At 53.7% G+C, this 23787-nt stretch carries 18 protein-coding genes; 8 read left to right on the forward strand and 10 right to left on the reverse strand.

Features of this window, described 5'->3' with window-relative positions; genetic code table 11:
- The first annotated feature begins 6 nt into the window (after positions 1-6).
- From IPI29_12600 to IPI29_12620, 5 genes are all read left to right on the forward strand, one after another.
- On the forward strand, positions 7-894 hold the full coding sequence (locus IPI29_12600; GenBank protein MBK7413384.1) for a metallophosphoesterase: 888 nt from the start codon (positions 7-9) through the stop codon (positions 892-894).
- Entirely contained in the window at positions 891-3911 is a 3021-nt protein-coding gene (locus IPI29_12605) for an IgGFc-binding protein (protein MBK7413385.1), read from the forward strand. The genes IPI29_12600 and IPI29_12605 overlap by 4 nt, the downstream gene beginning before the upstream one ends.
- A 78-nt stretch (positions 3912-3989) precedes the next feature.
- Complete coding sequence (locus IPI29_12610) at positions 3990-5603, forward strand: S41 family peptidase (protein MBK7413386.1); 1614 nt, start codon at positions 3990-3992, stop codon at positions 5601-5603.
- A gap of 22 nt (positions 5604-5625) precedes the next feature.
- On the forward strand, positions 5626-6420 hold the full coding sequence (locus tag IPI29_12615; protein MBK7413387.1) for a DUF3108 domain-containing protein: 795 nt from the start codon (positions 5626-5628) through the stop codon (positions 6418-6420).
- A 24-nt stretch (positions 6421-6444) separates the two neighbouring features.
- Positions 6445-7350, forward strand: coding sequence for a hypothetical protein (locus tag IPI29_12620; GenBank protein ID MBK7413388.1), 906 nt, complete (start codon positions 6445-6447; stop codon positions 7348-7350).
- Here IPI29_12620 and IPI29_12625 read toward each other — a convergent pair.
- Together IPI29_12625 and IPI29_12630 are read right to left on the reverse strand one after the other, a co-directional pair.
- Positions 7309-7959: a hypothetical protein gene (locus tag IPI29_12625; protein MBK7413389.1), complete on the reverse strand. Its 651-nt coding sequence runs from the start codon at positions 7957-7959 to the stop codon at positions 7309-7311. The genes IPI29_12620 and IPI29_12625 overlap by 42 nt on opposite strands.
- 12 nt (positions 7960-7971) lie before the next feature.
- Entirely contained in the window at positions 7972-8910 is a 939-nt protein-coding gene (locus IPI29_12630; protein ID MBK7413390.1) for an LD-carboxypeptidase, read from the reverse strand.
- Between the two features lie 66 nt (positions 8911-8976).
- Here IPI29_12630 and IPI29_12635 point away from each other — a divergent pair, with 66 nt between their 5' ends.
- Entirely contained in the window at positions 8977-11556 is a 2580-nt protein-coding gene (locus IPI29_12635) for a T9SS type A sorting domain-containing protein (GenBank protein MBK7413391.1), read from the forward strand.
- Here the strand turns inward: IPI29_12635 and IPI29_12640 are convergent.
- Genes IPI29_12640 through IPI29_12675 form a run of 8 tightly spaced genes read right to left on the reverse strand, consistent with a single transcriptional unit; the run spans position 11553 to position 20693 of the window.
- Positions 11553-12932 carry an FAD-dependent monooxygenase gene (locus tag IPI29_12640; protein ID MBK7413392.1) on the reverse strand — a complete coding sequence of 460 codons (1380 nt, stop codon included), beginning with the start codon at positions 12930-12932 and terminating at the stop codon, positions 11553-11555. The genes IPI29_12635 and IPI29_12640 overlap by 4 nt on opposite strands.
- 10 nt (positions 12933-12942) lie before the next feature.
- Positions 12943-13497: a hypothetical protein gene (locus IPI29_12645; GenBank protein ID MBK7413393.1), complete on the reverse strand. Its 555-nt coding sequence runs from the start codon at positions 13495-13497 to the stop codon at positions 12943-12945.
- A 7-nt stretch (positions 13498-13504) separates the two neighbouring features.
- Positions 13505-14914 carry a hypothetical protein gene (locus IPI29_12650; GenBank protein MBK7413394.1) on the reverse strand — a complete coding sequence of 470 codons (1410 nt, stop codon included), beginning with the start codon at positions 14912-14914 and terminating at the stop codon, positions 13505-13507.
- The gene (locus IPI29_12655) at positions 14911-15573 is read right to left on the reverse strand and encodes a fumarylacetoacetate hydrolase family protein (GenBank protein MBK7413395.1); all 663 of its coding nucleotides are present in this window, start codon (positions 15571-15573) and stop codon (positions 14911-14913) included. Before IPI29_12655 ends, IPI29_12650 begins: the two co-directional genes overlap by 4 nt.
- Positions 15570-17720 (reverse strand): PBP1A family penicillin-binding protein, encoded by a 2151-nt coding sequence (locus IPI29_12660; protein MBK7413396.1) that lies wholly within the window; start codon positions 17718-17720, stop codon positions 15570-15572. The genes IPI29_12655 and IPI29_12660 overlap by 4 nt, the downstream gene beginning before the upstream one ends.
- A 19-nt stretch (positions 17721-17739) precedes the next feature.
- Positions 17740-19464 carry a PD40 domain-containing protein gene (locus IPI29_12665; GenBank protein MBK7413397.1) on the reverse strand — a complete coding sequence of 575 codons (1725 nt, stop codon included), beginning with the start codon at positions 19462-19464 and terminating at the stop codon, positions 17740-17742.
- A complete protein-coding gene (locus tag IPI29_12670; protein ID MBK7413398.1) occupies positions 19406-19999 on the reverse strand; it encodes a leucyl/phenylalanyl-tRNA--protein transferase in 594 nt (197 codons plus the stop codon). Before IPI29_12670 ends, IPI29_12665 begins: the two co-directional genes overlap by 59 nt.
- On the reverse strand, positions 19980-20693 hold the full coding sequence (locus IPI29_12675; protein MBK7413399.1) for a hypothetical protein: 714 nt from the start codon (positions 20691-20693) through the stop codon (positions 19980-19982). The genes IPI29_12670 and IPI29_12675 overlap by 20 nt, the downstream gene beginning before the upstream one ends.
- 99 nt (positions 20694-20792) lie before the next feature.
- On the opposite strand from IPI29_12675, the gene secD reads away from it, so the two are divergent.
- Positions 20793-22835: a protein translocase subunit SecD gene (secD, locus tag IPI29_12680; protein MBK7413400.1), complete on the forward strand. Its 2043-nt coding sequence runs from the start codon at positions 20793-20795 to the stop codon at positions 22833-22835.
- 1 nt (position 22836) lies between these two features.
- On the forward strand, positions 22837-23781 hold the full coding sequence (gene secF / locus IPI29_12685; GenBank protein MBK7413401.1) for a protein translocase subunit SecF: 945 nt from the start codon (positions 22837-22839) through the stop codon (positions 23779-23781).
- Positions 23782-23787: the final 6 nt, after the last annotated feature.

The raw sequence follows: 23787 nt of genomic DNA on the forward strand, positions 1-23787 counted from the left end.
CGAACGATGATCCGCCGACACTTTATCACCACCCTTGCTGCCGGACTAGTGCTTCGCCCCTTGAAAGGGCTTTCAGCACTGGTTCCGGACCCCAATCTCGATTTTCTTGTGATAGGAGATTGGGGGACCGGAGGCAGCCTTCAGAAAAAGGTGGCTCAGGGAATGCATAACGCGTTAGCCAAGCCAACGGTATCGGGCTGGCCTAAGTTTGTCTTGAGCACCGGAGATAACATCTACCCTAGTGGTGTTACTTCCGCCATGGACCCGCAATGGGTAACCAAGTATGAGAAGATCTACAAGGGTCTGGATCTTCCTTGGTGGTCTATCCTTGGAAACCACGACCATAGGGGTGACCCCGATGCCCAAGTGGCCTATGGTAAGCGCAATCCGCAATGGAATATGCCGGGTAGAACCTGGAGCAAAGAATTTGACATCGACGGTGTAACGAAAGTCTCCCTTACCGCTCTTGATACCACGCCGCTCCTTCAAAAGAAGGACGGTTGGAATGTTCAGCTTGAATGGCTTGAACGGACGTTGTCTGAATCGAAGGCCAAACGACATATCGTAGCCGGGCATCATCCAATGCGGAGTTATGGCCACTACGGAGACACGGATTTCCTTGTGAAGAATGTGAAGCCGATCCTCGACAAACACAGCGTTGCGCTATACTGCTGCGGTCACGACCATGACCTACAGGCGATCAAGCACCCGGATGATCACTTCGGCTGTCTTGTCTCGGGCGGTGGTGGCGGCAGTCGACCTACAATTAAGGGTCAACACACCAAGGCTCTTCTCACCGGAGGGGGCTTTGCATCCGTATCGATCAATTCAACTGATGTTCGTGTGACGTTACACGATGTTCATGGCAATAATCTGGGCAAGATGATCCTATGAGATCCTTGCTACCATACGTGATCGTGATGTTCGTGCTTCTGGGCACACTGAACATCTCTGCCCAGCAATGGCCGGATAGTAAGGGTCGGGACTTCTGGTTCAGCTTCCTCCCGAACTTCCATAACTCGGAAGATGAGATCGAGGCCGACCCTGTGCTCCAACGCGAGCATCAACTCTACATCTACATCGGGGCAGAGCGGCCTACATCGGGTACCATCTCGTGGACGCGCTCCGATGGAACCACGCAGACATTACCGTTCCGAATCAACGACGTGAGGCAACTCTTCTCTACGAGCGTGTATTATCGAGATGTTGAGCTACGTGGTGTATCTGACAATGGGGTGGGGTTCGACTTCTTCTCTTCTGACAACGAATCCGTTTCTCCCAAGAGTTTCCATGTAGTGGCGGACGATGACGTAACAGTCTATGCGCTCAACCAAGCAACGTTAACGAGCGATGCCTTCCTCATTCTGCCAACTGATGCCGTTGCTGAAGACTACGTTGTCCTCGCCTATACGTCGGACATACGATACAGCGGAATACAGCAACAATCGCTTGACCCAAATTCAACCCCGTCTCAGTTCGCCGTTGTAGCAACCGCTGATAGCACCATCGTGGACATCACCCCATCGGTGCCTACGGTGAAGAATCCAAACATGATCCGTCAGCGAGTTATTCTCCAGCAGGGAGAATCATACCTCGTTCAAGCAGACATGCGGATAGGGGGCAAGGCAGATCTCACAGGAACATTGGTTCGTGCATCCCTTCCCGTAGCGGTCTTTGCCGGACATCAACGAACGGTTCTTCCACTCTCGTTCATTGGTACCCTTGGCTCTCGAGACTGTCTTGTTGAACAGATGAATCCTATCCGCACATGGGGTAAAAGCGCATTCCTCACGCCCCTGGCACGATCATCTGACGAAGTAGCGGCAGGCTACGATCTGTTCCGCGTTGTTGCCGCGTTCGATTCCACGGCGGTGATCGTTGATGGCCAGGAGCGAACGATCCTTGATGCCGGGATGGTCTTCGAAGACAGTCTCGTCACAGCCCGTGAAGTTCGCACCTCGCGTCCGGCCCTTGCAGCACAGTACAAGAAAACCTCCAGCGTTGGCGGTGGCGGAAGTACTCGAAGCGGAGATCCGTTCATGATGCTGGTGCCCCCTGCTGAACAGTTCATGAAATCGTACAGATTCATCAACATTCAGTCATACACCTATACTGTTGACGGGAATGGGATCATCGTAGTCGATGATTCGATCTACAAGGAACAGTGGATGAACGTTGTGATTCCAACAACGGGCATTCCCTCGCTTTTGATCGATGGTGTCTCCGTTCCACAAGGAAGATTCCAGCAGATCGGCACTACGTCCTTCTCATGGGCGCAGATCCCGTTGACCGATGGAACACACGAGGTGAGATCGGATACCACGTTCGGTATTTATGTCTACGGTTATGGTGTGGCCAATTCGTATGGATACATCGGTGGAATGTCGTTCCGTCCGCTCGATGTGAATCCACCCGCCCTTGTTGGTGAAAACACATGTAATGGATTCGAAGGGGAGTTCACAGATTCCTTGCTTGCTGATACTCGCATCACACGCGTGGGCGTGGTTCCGGGCACCGAGGTTAATGCAACGTTCACAGTGCCGGCCTTTACACCTCCGCAAGCCGTAGTGCCGTTCAGTGCTGCCTTGCGAGACATCTACCTCGACGGATCGCTCAGTGTTGAAGCCACCGATGCCGTTGATCAAACATCCCGCTTCGATATCGTGCTCCCCGGATTCACCGTAGCACCGGTTGGCAGCCGCAATGCTGCGCAACCGTTACAACGTGCCTATGTGATTCCGATCGATCGTGAACGTTGTGACTCGTTTGAGATCGAGAACTACGGACTCTATGCTCATACGGTCAGTGCCCTGCGATTCTCTGGCACAACAACCGTTACGTCTCCACAAGCCCCCTTCACACTTCAGCCGGGTCAGCGCATCACGGTGCGATTCTGCAGAACCGGCACGATGGAGCAGGTTGTGATCGATACGTTGCTCGTTGGAGACACGTGTTTGCTACGTCCGGTCCTTGCCGCACAGATCGAAGAGAAGTTTGACAAGGAAGGTCCGAAAGTGCAAGGGGAAGCGGACGTCTGCTCTACACGTGTTGATGTTCGGATCGATGATGAGGTGGGTGCTGATCTTGGACTTCGAGAAGCTCGTATCCTCGATAGTGTTCTGGTCAACTGTATCGTAGAGCTTCAAGATTCCTCGACCTTAGTTCGGACCTATCGAATCGATGTGCTTGATCCGTACCTGGACGCTATTTATGGATTTGAGGCCATTGACTCGGCTGATAACATAACGCGCTTCATCGATACCATCCCTGGTTTTATGATGTCCATCAACGGAGATCTCTCGCCTGTGACCACGTTCGATATGGGGCTCCAAGCGATCGGTACGCTAACGTGCGACACCATAGACTTGGTCAATCAAGGCGTGCAGAGTATATCCCTCCCGACTGTCTATGTGCAAGAGAACCTGTTCTTTTCAACTCCTCAACAGCAGTTCAGCATCCGGATAGATCCCTTGGGAGGCGGAGCACGCTTGATCGTGTGTTTTGAGCCCCTTGCAGCCGATACCACAGCAGTTCTGTCCGACACCATAGAGATCTATCAGGGCTGTTTGGTGCGGAAGATCGTTGTTGTTGGACGTGGGAAGGGACTTGAATATGCCGGTATCAGCCGGTGTAATGTGCCTGTAGATGCCACCACAACCACCCTAATAGGCGGCGTTACGGTTGTTCCGCAGCCGGCCAATGAGTGGATCACGCTTGTGCTGAGCCAACCGGCAGAGACTGTTGAGGTCAGGCTGGTGGACATATCCGGCATGACCGTCCTGCAGCGGACATGGCACGGGGCAGCCACAGAAGCCGTTCTTCTTGACGTGGCGGGGGTACCTCCCGGAGCCTATGGGTGCCACGTGATCACCCCCAATGGCGTTGCGAATACGGTCTGCGTTATCCGCTGACAACACTTGCCAAGGCATCTAGCCGTCTCCTTCCGAACCCAGCTTTCGTAGTTTTGCGCCACTATGGCTCATATCCCCATGAAGAACAGATCAATTCGTATCGCTCTCCTCACTGTAACGGCTGTTGTTATTGGAATCGGCTTGGGCTTCTACGTCCAACCCGCGTTCTCCGGCGATACCGTAATGGACCAAACACGCAAGTTCTCGGACGTGCTCTCAATGGCCGTGAAGAACTATGTGGAGGACGTGGATACACAAAAACTCACGGAAGCTGCCATCAAGGGCATGCTTGATGAGCTGGATCCACACTCCGTATACATCTCTGCAAAGGAAATGCAGAAGGTAGAGGAAGACTTCCGTGGCTCATTCGACGGGATCGGCGTTGAGTTCGATATCGTCAATGACACCATAACGGTTGTCTCTCCCATCACGGGCGGGCCAAGCGAAGCTCTCGGCATTCAAGCCGGTGACAAGATCGTTCGTATCAATGACACCACGTCCATCAAGCTTACACGTGAGATGGTGCCGAAGAAACTTCGCGGTCCGAAGGGCACTGTAGTAAAACTTCACATCCGTCGTGCCGGAGAGAAAGATCTCCTGGTGTTTGATGTGATCCGCGATAAGATCCCGATCAACTCGGTCGATGCCCACTTCATGATCGAAGGCACGGACATCGGTTACGTAACGATCAACCGTTTCAGTGCTACAACGTATGATGAGTTGATGAGTGCAACTGAGTCACTACGCGGTCAGGGCATGAAGAGACTGTTGCTCGACCTTCGGTACAATCCGGGTGGCTTCCTCGATCAAGCGTTCAAGATCGCTGACGAGATCGTGCCGGCCGGACAGAAACTCGTCTACACCAAGGGCCGTCGTCCGGAATTTGATGAAGACTTCTGGTCAACCGGCGGTGGTTCATTGGAGAACCTTCCGCTTGTTGTGATGATCAATGGTGGTTCAGCATCAGCGAGTGAGATCGTTTCCGGTGCCGTTCAGGATCTCGACCGTGGTCTTGTTGTAGGTGAGACCTCGTTTGGGAAGGGGCTTGTCCAACGTCAGTACCCGTTGGGAGACGGCTCTGCGTTCCGCCTAACGATCTCTCGGTACTACACGCCATCCGGACGTTTGATCCAACGCCCGTATGATGACAAGGCAAAGTACTACAAGGGCGAGGGCAGAGAAGAAGGAGACGAAGGCGACAACATCGAGCACAATGCAGATGATTCTACAAAGAAGCGCCCAAGCTTTAAGACGATCGGTGGACGCACCGTCTATGGTGGCGGTGGTGTAACGCCGGACTACATCGTCAAGCAAGACACGGTTGGATTCCTTGCTCGCAAGCTTCGTGCAAAGAACGTTTTCTGGGAAACAGCAGACCAAGTGATGAAGAACCGTGGCAAAGAGATCCGCGCCACCTATGGAAACGATCTCAAGAAGTATCTGCGCGAGTTCACCGTAACCGATGCAGATATGGATGTAATGAGATCGTTTGCAAAGGCGAAGGAACTTGAATGGAAGGACGATGAGTACAAGCAGGATGAAGAATATCTTCACTTGGTTGTCAAAGCACTTGTTGGCAGAGCCGTGTTCAATAACAACGGCTATACGGCGGTGATGCTTACGATGGACAAGCAGGCAAAGAAGGCCATGGAATTGTTCCCCGAAGCCAAGAAGATCGCCCGTCTGAAATAATCGATTTAAAACAGGAATCCCCATGTTGTCAGCTGTCATTCGCGCGTGTTGTGTCCTTTCACTGATCATTGTTGGATTCACATCCGCTGCAGCTCAGGATGCCAGTTATGTCTATCCAGGTGAAGAGCTCACGTACCGAGTATCGTATCTCAACATCACTCTTGGAACGATCAAGACAATTGTAGAACCGTTCACAACCTACAACGGCAAGAAGGCTGTGAAGGTGAAGGTCTACATCGACTCGCACCCGAACATCCCTTTTGTCTCTCTGCACGCCGTTTATGAATCGTGGATGGACTCCACTTCGTCATATTCCAACAAGTTCACAGCGAACACGATGGTGGAAGAGAATAAATGGGAGTTTGACCAATACATCTTCGACTATGACAAGAAGAAGATCTTCGCCGACAAATTCAGAGATAAGCAGAAGATCGGCTCAAAGACGTTCGATATCAAGAAGAGATATAACGACGGCAGCTCCCTCCTCTTTGCAGCACGTTCACTTCTAAATGTGAAGAAGAGTCTTCGACTACCCACGGTGATCATGGATGACACGGTGAATACTGTCATCAACTTCAACGGTACGAAGGAAGCGATCAATATCGACGCCTCTTCGTATCCGGTCAAGACGGTGTTCTTCAGCGGTGATGCCAATTGGACTGGCATCTATGGGCTTTCCGGACGCTTCGAAGGTTGGTTCAGTGATGATGAAGCGCGCGTCCCGATCAAGGCCAAGATGAAGCTCTACGTTGGATCTGCTACCATCGAATTGCAATCGTGGCGCAGAGGCAAGTGGCAGCCACCGAAGGCGGACTAACGCTCTGCACCGCACGCCTCAACTATGCGTACAGTGATCATCGACGGAGGTGGATCCACAACCGATGTGGGTCTTGCCATTGATGGCGTCTGTGTTGCACGCACTAGTCTTCCAAGCGTTAAGCCCTCGCCAGCAGATCTTCACACTGACGAACTGTGTCGGATGGTAGGCTCATTTCTGGCAAGTACCTCGGTCACACCGGATTCCGATATCACGTCGCGCCTTAACGGTGCCATCGTTGGTATGGCTGGTGTTTGGTCCGCATCGGAGATCCACCGATACCAGCGCGCCTTGCGCGACTCGTGGGAAATGTATGTTGGCCCGGATGTGCCGGATCTTGCTGTGATGAGCGATGCCGAACTCGTAGTGTATGGGGCATATGGTTCACGTCCGGGTATGGTTGTTATAGCTGGAACAGGATCCATAGCACTTCTACGGGACGCTGAAAGTCGCCTCCATCGCTGCGGCGGCTGGGGTCCGCGCATCGATGATGCAGGCGGCGGATTCTGGCTCGGCAGGCAGGCATGTAAGGCAGTTGCACGGATGTTAGATGGCAGAGGCCCCTACACCTTGCTCATTCGTCCCGTAGCAGCATATGTGCGAGCAGATGCCGAAGATCATGAAAGTGTTCGTTCTGCCTTGCGAAGAGCGTCGATCGACGGCGTAGCACGATTAGGTGCTGCTGTCTTGACGTATGCAGAAGAAGGAGACGATGTTGCTCACTCCATTCGTCGTGCCGGCGCAGTAGGTCTTGCTGAACTCATTGCGACGTTGGATCCAACTGCACATCACACCGTGACCGTGTATGGATCACTATGGCAGAACGCAGCGTACCTGGCTGAAGTATCCGGTGAATGTGGGCGTCCGCTTGAACGTCTCAATGATCTCCTAGAGGCTGTGACGATGGCGATCGATCCACCAGCCCCATAACACGATGATCCACGTTGCATTCCCTGCAATCGCGATCATCTGTTCACTTGGTGGCGGCGGACCAAATACATTGGCAGCGTAGATCGTTACCAAGAAGGTGATCAGTGCGAACAGTCCCCATCTTCCGATCTTGTCGTCTGATGCTGTTGCTCTCATGTAGACAACCACACCCGCAACAAAGAGCCCCATCTCGATCATCAAGGTCAATGGATAGCTATTCCAAACTCCGAATCCAACCTTTGTTGATGATGAGCCGAGAAGGGGCAGATCAGGTCGGTGCATGATGAGATCCAAGATCCAATGGCTCATCGTTACACATCCAACAACGATGGCTGCATGCGTGTTTCTTCCGCGCCAGAAAACAAGTCCGGCAAAAAGTACTGACCACACCACGGAGCCGACAAGGGAGTGGGTGATCGGGTAGTCATAGAAGTCGAGAGGTGTCACAGTTGTGATACCCGGTACCACGCGAACATGCTCCACTCCAAGCAAGAGAAGAAGTGGCCAGAGCAGGTCAACGAGTTGAGACGCAGCGAAGAGCGTGCCGAGTGACGTGGTTGGCGACAATCGTTTCGCTGCAAACGCAACTGCAAAGTGGCCGATGAACATGCTGAACTCCGGTTATTGAACTGCGGACTCGAGGAGCGACATACGTTTCGTCCGCGAAGACAGGCGCGTGAGTACGCCAAATGGCAACGTGAGTTTCGTTGGTTCGTGACCATACATGAGATCGGTCAGGATAGGTCCACGCGTAATGTCTATTCGTTCTGCGAGGATCTCCATCACATCTCGATGTGGTGTAGAACCGCGTGGGCGTGATTCTTGAGACCAGAACCCATAGGCCACTCCGGCGGGACGTGCTCGATGTGTAGCATACACAAGTTGTGTAAGCAAACGATCGATGCGATAAGATTCTTCGCCTACGTCTTCAAGTGCAAGGATCGATCCGCCGAGTGACGGCATGTACGGCGTGCCAATGATCGAACACACTACGCTGAGATTGCCGCCGAGGAGTCTGCCTTCAGCATCACCATGTTGAACCGCATTCATAGACCACGGCTGTTTGAGTGTGCCAAGGGGCTTGCGTGATGTAAGCACTCGCCAAAATTGCTCTTCGGATGTTGGATCGAATGTTTCTGCCATGTCAACACTCGGCATTGCACCACTGAACGTGACAAGACCACACTTCTTCCAAAGAGCCAATTGAAGAGATGTGATGTCGCTGAATCCAACAAGGATCTTTGGATTCTTTTTGATGAGTGTGGTATCGAGGCCCGCTAACAATCGTGCGGATCCATACCCGCCCCTTGAACAAAAGATCGCGTCGATCTGTGGATCAGAGAACATCGTTTGAAGGTCCGAAAGCCGTTCTTCATCCGTGCCGGCGAGGTATCCGCCAAATCGAGATGTGGAATACTTCCCGAGCTTGACGTTATAGCCAAGACTTTCAAGATAGCGTATCCCCTTGTCTAGTCTGGACTTATCGCGTTGCGGCGAGGCCGGCGAAACAATGCCGATCGTGCCGCTTTTCTTCAGTGCTGGGGGAAACAGGGGTTTCATTGGGTATAAAGATGGGGAAAACTTGTGAAGATTGGCATGAAAGTTGGAGCCGTAATATGTTCGACCATGGTTCGGGGCTGGTACCATATCGTCGGGATCCTCTTTTGCGCTGCCATTTCGGTTGGCGCACAGGATACTATTCTCTTGCCACCGGCCCGGATCTCGGGTGAGATCAATAGACACGAGGCAGTTGCCGAGATATTCCCGTGTGATAGTACGGTAAGGATGCGCCAGGCAACTCAGTTCAGCGTTGGCGATGAAGTGATCATGATCCAGATGAAGGGGGCCCGTATCATCGAAACAGATGATTCCACCTATGGTACGATCACAGACATGAATGGTGCCGGGTGTGTGGAGTTCCTTGTCGTCGGCGCTATCACAAATGACCGCATTACGTTTACATCTTCATGGGTTCACCCCTACGATCCTACGGGCAGTATACAGCTTGTAAGTGTACCTTCATATGGGGATGCTAGCACTTCCGGACCGATCACTGCGAAAAGTTGGAACGGCACTGTTGGTGGCGTCGTGGTGCTACGCACGTACGGCGAACTCACTCTCTTCCACGACATAGATGTTTCTGGTCTGGGGTTCCGCGGAGGTTTCCCGTCCTTCCCGGTTGATGTGTGCACTCCAAATGAATGGGGCTCCTACTACATCTTTGGTGGTGGTGGAGAGAAGGGTGACGGCATCGCAACGATCGCATCGAGTCAGGCATTGGCTAGCCGCGGACCATACGCCAACGGTGGCGGTGGCGGCAACGGTGGTAATGCCGGCGGTGCCGGCGGAAGTAATGCCGGCAACGGCGGTCACGGCGGAGATGCAAATACGTTCTGCCCACAGTTCAAGGATCAAGGGGGCTATCCAGGACAAGCAGTGGACTCCCTTCTTCTGAAGCAACGTGTCTTCCTTGGTGGCGGTGGCGGTGGCGGACACCAGAACAACATTCAAGGAACTGCCGGTGCATCTGGTGGCGGCATCGTTATCATCAAGGCGTACTCGATCAGATCCTACGGTGGCAGAATTCTGGCGCGTGGAAACACGGTAGTGGATACGGCAGCATGGGAAGATCCAACCTTTATGCAACCGGGAGATGGTGCAGGTGGTGGTGGCGCAGGCGGAACGGTTTTACTCGATGTTGCGGAAGGTTCGAATCAGATCACGGTAGATGTCCAAGGCGGTAACGGCGGATACGTAGGTGCTCGATATCAGCCCAATGGACCCGGAGGAGGAGGTGGTGGTGGTGCAGTGATCGTCACAAAGCCACTTCCATTGTTGAACGCCATCGTCAGTGGTGGCAAACCAGGGATCCATATCTCGCCGGAGACGGCCGACAGCGTTCGCAATAGTCCGTGGGGTGCAACGGCAGGAACGGATGGACGAGTAGTTGAAGGGTTTGCGTGGAAGTTTGCATCGCGGAAGACCTTCACTGCTTCGGGCGGTGGTGATATCTGTCCGGGTGACAGTGTGACGTTGACAGCAATGCCTGGCTTTATGCTGTATCGTTGGAGTAACGGCAGAACAGAACCAACCATCCGAGTTGGAGATCCGGGGATCTACAGTGTAACGGTCACCGACAGTGGCGGATGCAGGCAGACCGTGGGCGGTATGGTTGTGAGGCTCGATCCGACGTTGGTTGACGTGCCACCAATTCTCGATTTCGGTAGTGTCGACTTCAAGCGCTCCTACAGCAGAATGTTAACCATCCGCAGTTTGGATGATGATACGATCGTTGTAACAGGTGTGTCGAATGCCGTTGGATTTACTGTGGCAGATCCGTCGATCTTTCCCGTCTCCATCGCCCCTTTTGGAACACTGGATGTTGAGATCGTCTTCTATGCGGGAGAACCGCGTGAGTATTTCGGATCCATTACGGTTGATGTAGCGAAGCCGTGCGCCTTGACGCGCACTGTGGACCTTCATGCGCAGGTTAATCCTGTGCGGATCAGGATCTTTATGCCTGATACCGTTGCGAAGATCGGTGCAGCGAATATGTCGATCCCTGTCTATGCCACTCTTCAACCAGACACAGTTGAACTCCCGAACACACTCCTTCGTGTGAGCATTACACTCAACTCTCGCATGTTCGCACCAACGGGTGTGAGCAGAGGGCGGATCGTAGGTGACATCATCGATATGCTCAACAACACGCGCACGATCGATGTTGAGATAGACTCTATCACTATCCCTGCGAACACATCGATCCTGACATACGTGGTCGGTACTGTATTACTTACCGGCGAGGAGCGGTCAACTCTTGATGTGGTGGATGTGGAATGGATCCGTTCCGAACAAATGCCGATCGTTACCATCGATGATGGATCTCTTGCTGTTGATCCTGTGTGTTTTGCAGAAGGTCGGATGATCCGACTCTTAACGTTTACACCGCTAACTGTATGGCCAAATCCGGCCAATGACGTCGTCAACGTTTCAACCACTTTACACGCACAGGGAACCTACAGGATCACCATCACGGATATCCTTGGGAGAACACTGGCATCGTATTCCGAAACCGTGACTACGCTTGGTCAGTCTCGCCCCCTATCACTGACCTTCCCCGTTTCATCGTGGGAACAGGGAACGTATTCCGTGCAGCTCGTTTCTCCGTTGGGCACAGAGGTGGTTTCGGTTGTGGTCCGCCATTAAGAAGGCGAGCCGGACGCGATCGTAATATCTGGACGTGCATCCATCACGGCTCTAATAGCGGCCTTCGCAGCATCTGACGTCCAATCTTCGATCACCGATGGAATGTTCATCAAGGATTCCATCAACACATCCTGCTCTGCTCCGATGCGCTTGGCTTCATTGTACGGTATGTCGCTGGAGAAGGTGACCATCGTGTAGAGCGGGATGAACTTGCCTGGGTATTCGGCGAATAGCCACGCTTCGATCTTCTTGCGCCACAGAAAGCGCGGATCGGCAACCTTGTCGCGCATTTCAATGAAGTTGTCGAGCGCCAGATCAAGAATAGCATCACCGGCCGGCTTGCGCAGAGTTTGATACGTCTGGAGAGCACTAGCCCAATCATTGTTCGCATGATCGAGGCATTCCATCAGGATGCGACAATCTTCGAAACCGCAATTCATGCCTTGACCATAGAATGGCACGATGGCATGGGCGGCATCGCCGATCAAGGCGATACGATCATTCATCACCCATGGTTCACAGCGCACCATCATGAGTGAAGACTCAGGATTCGTAAAGAAGTCATCGATCAGTGTTGGCATCAACGGCACGGCGTCTGGGAACTGTTCGTTGAAGAACGCTTCAACGGCCTCCCGCGTACGCAGCTGCTCGAATGACGTAGTTGGACCCTCATGTGCAAAGAACAGCGTGAGTGTGAAACTGCCATCGAGATTCGGCAGTGCGATCATCATGAAGCTGTGTCGCGGCCAGATGTGCAGGGCATGTTTTTCGAGCTTGAAGGCGCCTCCTTCTCCCGGCGGAATGTGCAATTCCTTGTAGCCGTGTTTAAGGTACGTCTGCGAATAGTCGAATCGATCCGTGAACTGCATGCGTCCACGAACAGCACTGTACGCACCATCGGCACCGAACAACACGTCGGCATCCGCCGTAATGGTTTCTCCTGACGGAAGTGCAAAGCTTGCCGAGGCCGTGTTGAGGTCTACGTCTGTGCAACGTGCATCGAAAACGATCTCAACGCCATGACGTTCCGCAACCGTAAGCAAGGTCTTGTTCAGCTCACCGCGAGAGACGCTGTTGATCGCCTGTCCTTCGAGTCCGTATGGCTGATAGGTTTGATTTCCTGCGAGATCATGCATCACGCGCCCGCTCATGGGAATGGCGATGGCCCGGATGTCATCGGCGATGCCTGCAACCTCAAGTGCGCGCAGTCCACGATCGGACATCGCAAGATTGATTGAACGTCCCGCGCCGATATTCGCACTGCGCATATCAGGCCTTCGTTCGAAGATTCGAACCGTTGCTCCGCGCTTTGCAAGCATGACGCCGAGAAGAGTTCCTACGAGGCCGCCGCCAACGATCGTGATGCGATCAGACATGATGTGATGTTCAGTTTGTGGTATACAGTGGTGCAAAGGTAGGGTCGGCGATCAATGCAGAGCCCCCTGTCGGAAGTGAGGCGATGATCCACTCGGTGGATCGTACGGTTGTTTCGAATCTACCCACCTCTACACAGGCAACGGTAACAACGGTCCATCGCCCATCGTTCTTGACCTCTACAACAAACGGAGCCTTCTGTGGAAGGGGCGTTTCTGTGCGTGTTGTGGTCCCATTGTGGATCACCGTGGTCTGTCCGTCGCTGATATCGATGATAAGCCCCTTCTTCTGTGCCGTTGAGTCGTCGTAGGGCGTAGTACGGGTTTGAAGACGAAGCGTGGAGCCGGCATGTAGCTTTACCTCGGTAGAAAAGATGCCGTCCGTGAGACGCGGACAACGCATGGCGATCTTCGCATCACTGCGTATTCCAACAGCATTCTCGGCTGATCGCTCAACGCCGTGTCTGTCAGCAAGTATCCTCGTCTGTACTGGCCATCCGGAATACTCCTTCATTGTGAACTCCCAATACGAGCACGATGAAAGCATGGCTCCAAGAAGTATGATCATGAAGATCCTACTCATGAGGGTATCCCTTGCCGTACCGAAGGTCGCCTCTTCCAAAGAGTCGATCGAAAAGACTTGCACCGATGCCAATGTAGAAGGCGCTGAAATCCGCGGATGTTGAGTAAGCTTTATCATCGATACGTCGACCGATCTCTTCGTCGCCAATTTTGATCCCGGCCCCGGTGTTACCACTAGCCCATCCCGCTACCACCTGAATCGACGTCTGTTCACCAACAGGCACTGCAAATCGTACGCCCATGTGTGCAAAGGTGGAAGGGGCGAAGTTGTATTCGAAGAACGGCTCAGCAACGAATGTGCTGCCGAATGGATTCCAATGGTAGGTCACTCTAATCGGGAACATGCTGAGTCCATATTCATAGGCACCGAGAACCACCGCGTTCGCAAGTGCAGTTCCCAGTGACAAACGGTAGTCTAGGATCGGCAACGCGATGGAAGCAAACGCTATTCTGGCTGTTCCACCCTTGATCACCGGAACCTTGTCGCCCTGCTGGTCAGCGGCAAACGCAGATAGATCGGCACTACTCCCGGCAAGCACAAAATCGATAACACCGATCTCCCATGCAGAGTGCTCGTGATACTTCCATTCCACGTTGAGTTCTTCTTCTCGGTTCAGGAAGTCCACAACAGATGCGCCGATGCCGAAATAGGGGAAGCTGACGTAGTTCACTGGCTGAACGAAGAGGTTCGCACCAAATGCATATCCGGCATAGGCACGCAGATTCAAGCCGCCGATACTGCCTACCTCTGCCGAAACACTCGCATTCACGTATTGCGACGGAACCATCGAAAGAGATATCGAGGGTCGTACCGTTACGTACGGAATGAGGCTGCGGAAGTAGATTCGCTTGTTGATCGTGAGCACGCCGGCTCCCAACAACGCATGGGAGTTGTCGGCATCCGGACGTATGAACTCTGCCATGGTAACGCCCCATGACCATCCGGGGTCATTGTCGAACCAGTTCAGCTTCCATTCACCAATGCCGATACGATAGATGTATCCGCTGAAGAGAGAAGATGTGGATGTATCTGGCTGGTTAAAGAACAATCGGTCGATGTCGTAGTACACACCGAACAGACCAGTATTCGTACTCTTGGCCGTATCGATCTTCGAACCGATGAGACCTATCCCTTCAAACAGACCGAGTCGGATGAATGACGGATAGAGTCGTTCTACAACACTGTCGTGCTGATTCACCGTACGTGCCATGGTGATCGACCGCGTGGAGGGGTAGACGATCCCATTGTCTCTGTCGCCGGGCTGATTCTGTACACGTTCTGTAACGACTGTATCAGCATTGGTGATCGTATAGATGTCTCGTTCCACTCTTGTGTAACTGCCACATCCAACAACGAACATCGCAATGCCAAGTGCAACAACAAGTAGTACGTGTCGGTTCATGCGATGCTCACAGAGAGATTCACAAGAGGGGAGAGAGAGGCGTGAACAACATCACCCGAGCGAATAGGGCCTACACCCTCCGGTGTACCGGTGAAGATGCAGTCCCCACGTTCGAGAGTGAAGACCGACGAGAGGTAGGAGATCATCTGCTCAACACTGCGCTCCATATGGGCCGTGGTGCTGTGCTGACGGACGGTGCCGTTCACTTCGCAGGACAGTTCCCACGGACCGCGTCCTGATGCAACAACGGGCACGATCTTGCTTACAGGAGCCGAGCCCTTCCATGACTTGGCAACGGCCCATGGATGACCGTTCTTCTTTGCGGAGGCTTGTACATCGCGTGCGGTGAGATCCAGACCAACACCAACACCGGCTACAATTGACCACGCATCCGAGACAGCGATGTTTTCCGCTCTCGAGCCGATGACCACAACGAGTTCAACCTCGTGATGAACGTCTGCAGACCACGAAGGGAGTTCGATCACCGATCCGTCTCGACGATATGCAGCAGGGGGCTTGAGAAATACGATCGGGTCCTCAGGAACCGTTGCACCCATCTCTCGTGCATGCGCTGCATAGTTTCGTCCGATGCAGTACATCGTGCCAATGTGGATCTCTGATCCGTCGGCAAAGGTCCACGATGGTTGTTCGTTGCTCATTGTGTTGTGTCTTGTGGATGATCGTCGATCTCATCTGATGGCGGATTGATCATTACCTCTACGCCAACGGTGTCCGTGGAGTCTCGCGCAACGGCGAAAGAAGATCGTCTCCATGGCACTGTTGGGTCGTTGTAGACCTTTTGCATAAGTCTTCCCCAAACTGGTGCGGCGGCACGTCCGCCCTGACCGTAATCACCGGTGAACTGTACGCGTCTGTCATCGAATCCGATCCACACACCGCACGCTAACTGTGGCGTTACTCCTACGAACCATGCATCCGCAAAGTCGTTCGTCGTCCCGGTCTTCCCTGCAGCGTCACCCTTGTAGAACCGGCGGATGCTCGATGCCGTGCCGCCATCCACTACGCCGCGCATCAGCGAGATCATGTTGGACGCAACGTTCGGACTGAGCGCATCATTCACAGAGTTCGGAAGTCTTGCCTCATAGAGAACATTGCCCATACGGTCTTCGATCTTGGTGATGAAGGCAGGGGGCACGTGGACACCGTCGTTAACAAAAGCAGCATAGGCCGATGTGAGTTCCAGTGGGGATACTTCAACCGACCCTAGCGCGATGGATGGTACCGCTTGCAGCGGAGATGAAATGCCGAGTCTTTGGCACAGGCTCACAACGTTGCCCGGTGTGGTGTGCTCCGTGATCAACCGCGCAGCAACACTATTCGTGGAGAACTTCAGTGCAGTGCGCAGCGAGACCGGTCCTCCCTCCTTGCTCGAACCTCGAGGTGCCCATACGGTTCCGTCACTCAGCGTGGTCGTGAACGGTCCGCTCTCAACGGTTGTCTCCGGCGTGAGTCCCTGTTCGAGTGCACTAGCGTAGACAAAGGGTTTGAATGACGATCCGGGCTGACGTCTGATCTGTGTGACGTGGTTGAGTGAATAGCGAGCAGCAGGGTTGAGTTTCATGCTCAGCGGCGATGCTCCAACGAGTGCAAGGATCGCACCCGTTCGAGGATCGATCACTACCAGGCCTGCTTGGATCACCGTCATCTCTCTCTTAACACTGTCGACAAACCCACGCGTCCGTTTGTACCTGTCGGCGATCCGCTTTCGTGCGTTGCCCTTTGCTGCGATGTAGTCGCTGCGTTTCGCGATCGCACGATCGAGAAGGGAGTTCAGGAGAGCCCCTTTCGACTTCCATGACCACGATGCGTCGAATGTCTTTTGATATGTGCCGAGATGTTCTGCCATGGCATCGTTTGCATAACGCTGCACGCGCGAGTCCAACGTGGTGTGGATCACCAATCCATCACGGTAGAGATCATGACCCTTGAGCTTATCGGCCCACGAACCTTCTCTCCCGAGAAGTTGCCTGATCATTTCAGCAAAATGCGGAGCAATACCACGGAAGACAGAGGTAGGAGATGGTTTCACAAGGGGCTCAGAAGACGCTTTTGCCCATTGACCTTCATTGATGAATCCCTCATCGAGCATCATCTGGAGAATGAGGTTCCGTCTGGAGATGCCGAGCGAGTCATCGCTGTTATACTTTTCGGGTGCCTTGAACAATCCAACGAGGTAGGCGCACTCACCAACAGACAAACGCATCGGCTCCTTGTTGAAATAGACCTGCGATGCAACGCGGATCCCATATGCCCCTCTGCCGTAATACACGGTGTTAGCATACATCTCGAGGATCTCGTTCTTTGTGTAGGTACGTTCTACCTGCAATGCCGTCCACGCCTCGCGTACCTTTCGGGCAAGTGTCTGTTCTTGCGTGAAGTAGAGATTGCGGGCCAGCTGTTGTGTGATCGTTGAAGCCCCTTCCTTCGCTCTCAGGGCAAAGACGTTCTTCACTGCGGCCTTGAGGATACGCATTGAATGAACACCCCAATGATCGTAGAAGGCGCGGTCTTCCGTAGCAATAAGGGCGTTGACGAAACCCTTGGGTATGGAGTCGAACGGTATGTAGGTGCGCCGTGTTGTAGCGAAGTGCTCCAACAAGATCCCATCTGAACTATAAACTTGTGTGGCAAGATCTTGACGGGGGTTTTCGAGTTGCTCCAGCGTAGGCAGGCCATCACTGAGCACTACGAGTACAAAGATCAGCGTGATCAGAGCAACTCCGCCAATGCTCCACAGGCCATACCGAAGTACGTTCCCGGGTGTGAAGAACGGTGGACGTTTCATTGCAACACCTTCACGAGTTCTACGCGTCTGCATCGCTTGCGCCAGAGATCGAGCGACTCGCCCGGTCTGCGGTTTGGTTTGAGTCGTTCACCGGCACTGCGACCCTCCATGAGATCTTGAGGATGCCGCGTTCTGTGAGTTTCTTCATGATGAACTCAACACGTTGTTTGCCGAGTTTCATGTTTGATGCATCAGAGTCAACATCATCAGTGTGACCGATAAGAACCAGGCGCTTGAGTCTTCCCATGCTGCCCTTAACGTTCGATGCCAGCTCATCCAATGCTGAAGACCACGACTGTGTTGTTTCCAGTCCGTTGGAGTCCAAGGTGTTTTCGTATGGAGCATCGAACATCGACGTAGGGAAGTTCACTCGCAGCATGTATGTGATCGGCAAGGACAATGGTGCCTCTCGAACGATGGTATCGTTCTGTTGTTCCTTGGGGACCTTCACCTGGAATGCATCATAGAACAGATCCGACGAGCTAGCGCTTACATCCACCGGAACATCCACCGGAACGTCAAGCGTATAGCGTCCGGCAGAATCCGTGCGCGTGCTCGATATCACAGCCCGCGTGCCCGGCTCTCGTGCCGTAACCTCAGCATCCGGCACCGGCTGTTGCGTCTGTTCATTGATCACCACTCCGGTGATCGTGGCGCGTTCTACAGGGACTACCGGCAGAGGAGGTGGGATTACAGGAGGCTCAGGAGTCTCAGCCAATTGCAATGTGGTGGTAGGGGGCTGACCATTGCGTATGCGGTGCAACACATAGACGTCGAAGTCTCGGCGTTGAGGAGCCCCTTCCCTTTTCTGGTTGGAGCCGTAGTACAATGTTGTTGAATCTGCCTGAACGGGAAACACCTCATCGTACGATGTGTTGATGGGCTTGCCGAGGTTCTCAACTGTTGTGAAGACGAGCGAATCTGCAACGACGCGAAAGTTCGCCTTGAAGAGATCGTATCCGCCAACCGTTGAATGTCCGGCAGAGCTGAAGAGAAGTGCCGTTCCGTCCGGCGTGAACTGTGGAGAGAGTTCATCGCATGGTGTGTTGATCACGGAGCCACACCAACGGGGCTGACCGAATGCACCGTTACGCAGACGCACACACCACAGGTCGGTGCCACCGAGAGTTCCGGGTCTATCCGAGGAGAAAACCATCCATTCGCCATTGGGCGATGTTGTTGCGTGACCGTCCCAGTAGACGGGAAGGCTCCACGGGGCATCCAGAGCCATTGATTCATGAACGCCATCTTCATTGGCCATGGACTGCATCAGCGATGCGTCGCCCATGATCGATCCCGGTCGCACCTGCGTGGAGATGAAGGAGACATCTGAGCTGCGAGACGCACCAATGGAACGCGGAGCAACCGTATCTACTGCACGCAGCGTCAATCCGCGATAGCCCGCAGAGCCGGCATCGTATCCCGACACCAACAGTGTGATATGTTTCCGTGGCATCAAGAGTCCGAATTCTTCGAGCTCGGTATCCGCACCCGCAACGTTATCGATGGCCCAATACGAAGCACCGCGAGCCGTGCTCGACGTTGTGTCATACGTTGTGATGTCGAATTGTGTGGGCCTGCATTCCGGCGGAGGTGGCGGTAGGGGGCATGCAGCCGCAGATCGAACGTAGGTTGGCTGACCGCATGACATTGCCAACAGGGCGATGAGGATCAGGAAGAGAAGATCACACAAACGAACACGGAACGGCAAGCGCAGCGGCGAGCAGAGATTGATACACGGCATCCGGAATTTCCAAAGCGCCGAGCGAAGCTGTGAAGTCGTTGATGTACTGCGTATCAAGGAGGCGAAATCCGCGTTCGTTCAAACGTGCTACAAGATGTACAAAGGTAACCTTGGATGCATCGCGTTCCCTGCTGAACATGGATTCGCCGAAAAAAGCACCGCCGAGGGCTACGCCGTATAAGCCCCCTGCAAGTTCTGTTCCCGACCACGCCTCCATGCTGTGAGCAAACCCCATGTGGTGGAGTTCCGTGTAGGCATCGATCACCTCGTCCGTGATCCACGTGTCCTCTCTCTCGGAACAAGCCCCGATCACATCCTCAAAACAAGTGTTGATCGTGATGGAGTAGGGGGCTTTCCGCATCGTTTGTCGGAGCGAACGCGGCAGGTGGACGGCGTCGAGCGGAATCACCGCTCGCGGATCCGGGCGGTGCCAGAGGACGCGACCCGTTTCCGGCTCACCCATGGGGAAGAAGCCGTTGCGGTACCCCACGAGGAGAACCTCCGGGAGCAGGATGTTAGGACCGCCGTTCAGCATAATACCGCACGTAGGGAATGCCCTTGTCGTCACAGAACATCTGCTGGTCCGTTGTGAACGGGAATGGCCACTCATCCTCAGAATGAGCGTGTTCCTGCGGATGCACTACCGTGAACAACTCTGAAGAAGAGAGGATCTCGTTCTGATGGTCCACTACCTCTTGTCGGTCAGAGGCAAGCCAGATGCGGCCTCCCGGAACAAGGACGCGATGGAGGTGCTTCAGAAAATCCTCGTTGAACGCCCGGCGTTTGTGGTGGCGGTTCTTCGGCCATGGGTCGGGAAAGAGATAAACCGCATACTGAACGGAACCCGTGGCTATCCAATCCAAGCCATTTGCCATGGAATACCATTCTGCATGGGCATTTCCGATCTTTTCCCCCTGGATCACCCCCTTGATCCACTCTGTGAGCGTCTGGCGCACCTCCAGGCCCAGGATATTGAGGTCCGGGTAGGCCAAGGCATGGCGGAGAAGGAAGGCCCCCCGACCACAACCGATGTCCAGGACGTCCGCCGGACGCCCATTGGCGAACCAGGAGCCCCATTCCACAGAATCGATCACTGGAGGGTACCAGGCAGGCAATCTGTGGTGTTGGCTGGCCGGTAAATAGGCCTGGGAGTTGACGTGGTGGCGCACCCTTGGCATAGGGTACTTGGTCCAGTCTATTTCCGGAGTATCGGCAATGCGTCTATCCATAGCAATGCAAATGTACCATTCCGTATATTCGCCGTCCTTGTCTCGTCTCCTCGTTGGAGATGGGGCTGGCTATGCCGATTGAGAAAGAATGGAGGACTCTTGAGTTCGAAGAATCTGAGCAAGTGGTTGCTCATTCTGCTGCCTATCGTGGCTGCAGCGTATCTGCTATGGCCAACGTATAGCTATTACCAGCTTAATCAAGAGCGAGAAGCACTCGCTCGGGATTCGGCTGCCCTGGAGCAGTGGGATGTCTCCAACGGTGAATCGTTCATCAAGGCGCGGAATGGTCGCCTGAAGCTCGGTCTCGACCTTCGTGGCGGTATGTACGTCACGTTGGAAGTGGACGTGCTGAAGCTCATCGAAGAGTCTGCCGACCCTTCGAGTGTGGATGACGACTTCGTGAGCATCCTCGACAAGACTCGAAAGGAAACGGACAACACGGACAACGACGTGCTGGAAACGTTCCTGAAGAACTTCCGTGGAAGCGGCAAGTCGCTCCTCCAGTACTTCACAGTGAGCAATCAGTCCGATCCTACCGAAGCCTCGATCGAAGAAAAACTTCGTCGTGACTCCGAGGGTGCCGTTGAGCAAGCTCTTGAGGTTATCAAGCAGCGTATCAACAAATACGAGCTTTCGGAAGTAAACATCCAAAAGCAAGGGGCACGCCGGATCGTGATCGAGTTGCCGGACGTGAAGGACGAAAAAGAAATTCGTTCGCTTCTCCAAACCACAGCCCGTCTTGAATTCAAGCGTGTTGTGATGGATCGCAACCTCATTCGTGCGTTCATGGCCATCGACAACCTGCTCAAGGGTGTGAAGCCAGACACCACGGCTGCTGTTGCGGACACGGCAGCGCTCGCTGCGGCTGACAGCACAAAGGCCGACACAACAAAGACCGACACGGCAGCGACAGCTGCTGCAAAGGACACGGCCGGTAAGAAGGACAATCCATACGCTGGGTTGAGCGATGATGAGGCAGCACGCCGTATCAAGCGCGACTATCCACTCTCGCACATGCTGGGCGGATATTACGCTCAGAGCGAAAAGTCGTCGTATCAGCCGTTCGATCTCATCCTCAAGAAGGCTGAAGATTTCCCTGAAACCGGACTCTACCGTTTCATCATCAGCGGCAAGCAACTCCCGCAGTTGCTCAAGATCCTCGATCGTCCGGATGTGAAGCGCGCTATGCCGGCAGACATCGACATCATCGTTGCTGCAAAACCGGAAGGCACTCCAACAAAGGATGGCACTCCGGAGATCTTTGATGTGTACGGAGTGGCACGCGAAGCTGATCTCACGGGAGATGTGGTAACGGAAGCGTTCCCAAGCTTCGACCAAGCCAGCAACCGTCCGGTGGTTCTGATGGAAATGAATGCAGACGGTGCCGAGCGCTGGGCGCAGATCACCGGAGCGAATATCAACAAGCGTATTGCGATCGTACTCGACGGTCGGGTCTATTCTGCACCTGTTGTGCAGAACAAGATCCCGAACGGATCGTCACAGATCACCGGTTCCGGTAGTCCAGAAGAAGCCAACCTTCTTGCGGTAGTTCTCAAGGCCGGCGCTCTCAAGGCTCCGGTGAAGATCATCGAAGAACGTGTTGTTGGACCATCCCTTGGAGAAGACTCCATTCGTCGTGGTATCAGCAGCTCGTTGATGTCGTTCGCACTGATCATCCTCTTCATGCTTCTCTATTACGCATGGGGCGGTGGTATTGCAGACATCGCACTGCTCATGAACGTATTGCTCGTTGTAGCCGGTCTTGCCGGTTTTGGCGGAACACTCACGTTGCCTGGTATCGCCGGTTTGATCCTCTCTACGGCTATGGCCGTGGATGCCAACATCCTCATCTTTGAACGGATGCGCGAAGAGTTGTATGCCGGAAAGACACTCAAGGCTGCTGTCGATCAAGGATTTGAGAAGGCATGGAGTGCCATTATCGACTCCAACATCACGCACATGCTCGCAACGATCCCACTGCTTATCTGGGGCTCAGGACCTGTTAAGGGCTTTGCCGTAACGCTCCTTGCCGGTGCGATCATTACCCTCTTCACGGCCGTAGTCATCACACGAGCGATGTTCGGCATCATCGTGGACAGCGGTGCAACCACCTTCAACATCGGACAGAAGAGGACGGCCTAACATGGATCTCATTAAGAAAACCAACATCGACTTCGTAACAAAGCGCAACGTCTTCTTCATGACGTCGCTCGTGGCAACGGTAGTCGGTCTCATCATTGCATTCCTTCCAGGTATGATCGATCTAGGGATCGACTTTACAGGTGGTACTCAGATCAGCGTTTCCTTCGCAAACAAGTCTGCCTCGGCAGATCAAGTTCGTAGCGCTGTGAGTGGCATCGGATACGGTGGAGCGGAGATCAAGAGCTTCGGTAAGGATGGAGACTACCTCATCCGTATCAATCAAACAGGTCAGTCTTCAACAGTGTCGGCAAAGATCGTTGCCGGACTTCAGAAGGCCTTCCCAAGCGACAATGTGATACTGCTCGGAGCTGATAATGTTGATCCAAAGGTCTCGTCGGAGCTTGCCTTTGATTCAGCACTCTCGCTCTTCATTGCTACGATCATCATTTTGATCTATGTGGCATTCCGGTTTCAGCTTGCCTACGGGATCTCGGCAGTTGTTGCCCTTGCGCACGACGTGCTCATGGCCTTCGTGATCTCGGTGCTGTTCAACAAGCTCGGACTTCTGAACCTCGAACTCAGTATCAACTCGCTTGCTGCCTACCTCACGATCCTCGGTTACTCCATTAACGACAAGGTTGTGGTGTTCGACCGTATTCGTGAGAATCGCGATAAGCATAAGGGCATGTCTCTGAGTGAACTCGTGAACCTCTCGCTGAATGAAACGCTGAGCCGTACACTCATCACGGGTGTTTCGGTTCTTGCTGCCCTTCTCGTGCTTGTCTTCCTCGGTGGCGACGTGCTTGAAGGATTCGCCTTCACCATGTTCGTTGGTATCGTTGTTGGTACGTACTCGTCGATCTACATCGCGTCGTCGTTCCTCATCTGGTACTCAGATCGCGTGGAGCACAAGAAGATCGGTCATGTATCGCACCAGAAAGCCTGATCTTTC

Source organism: Ignavibacteria bacterium, from assembly GCA_016707005.1.
Taxonomy (GTDB): Bacteria; Bacteroidota; Ignavibacteria; order Kapaibacteriales; family Kapaibacteriaceae; genus UBA10438.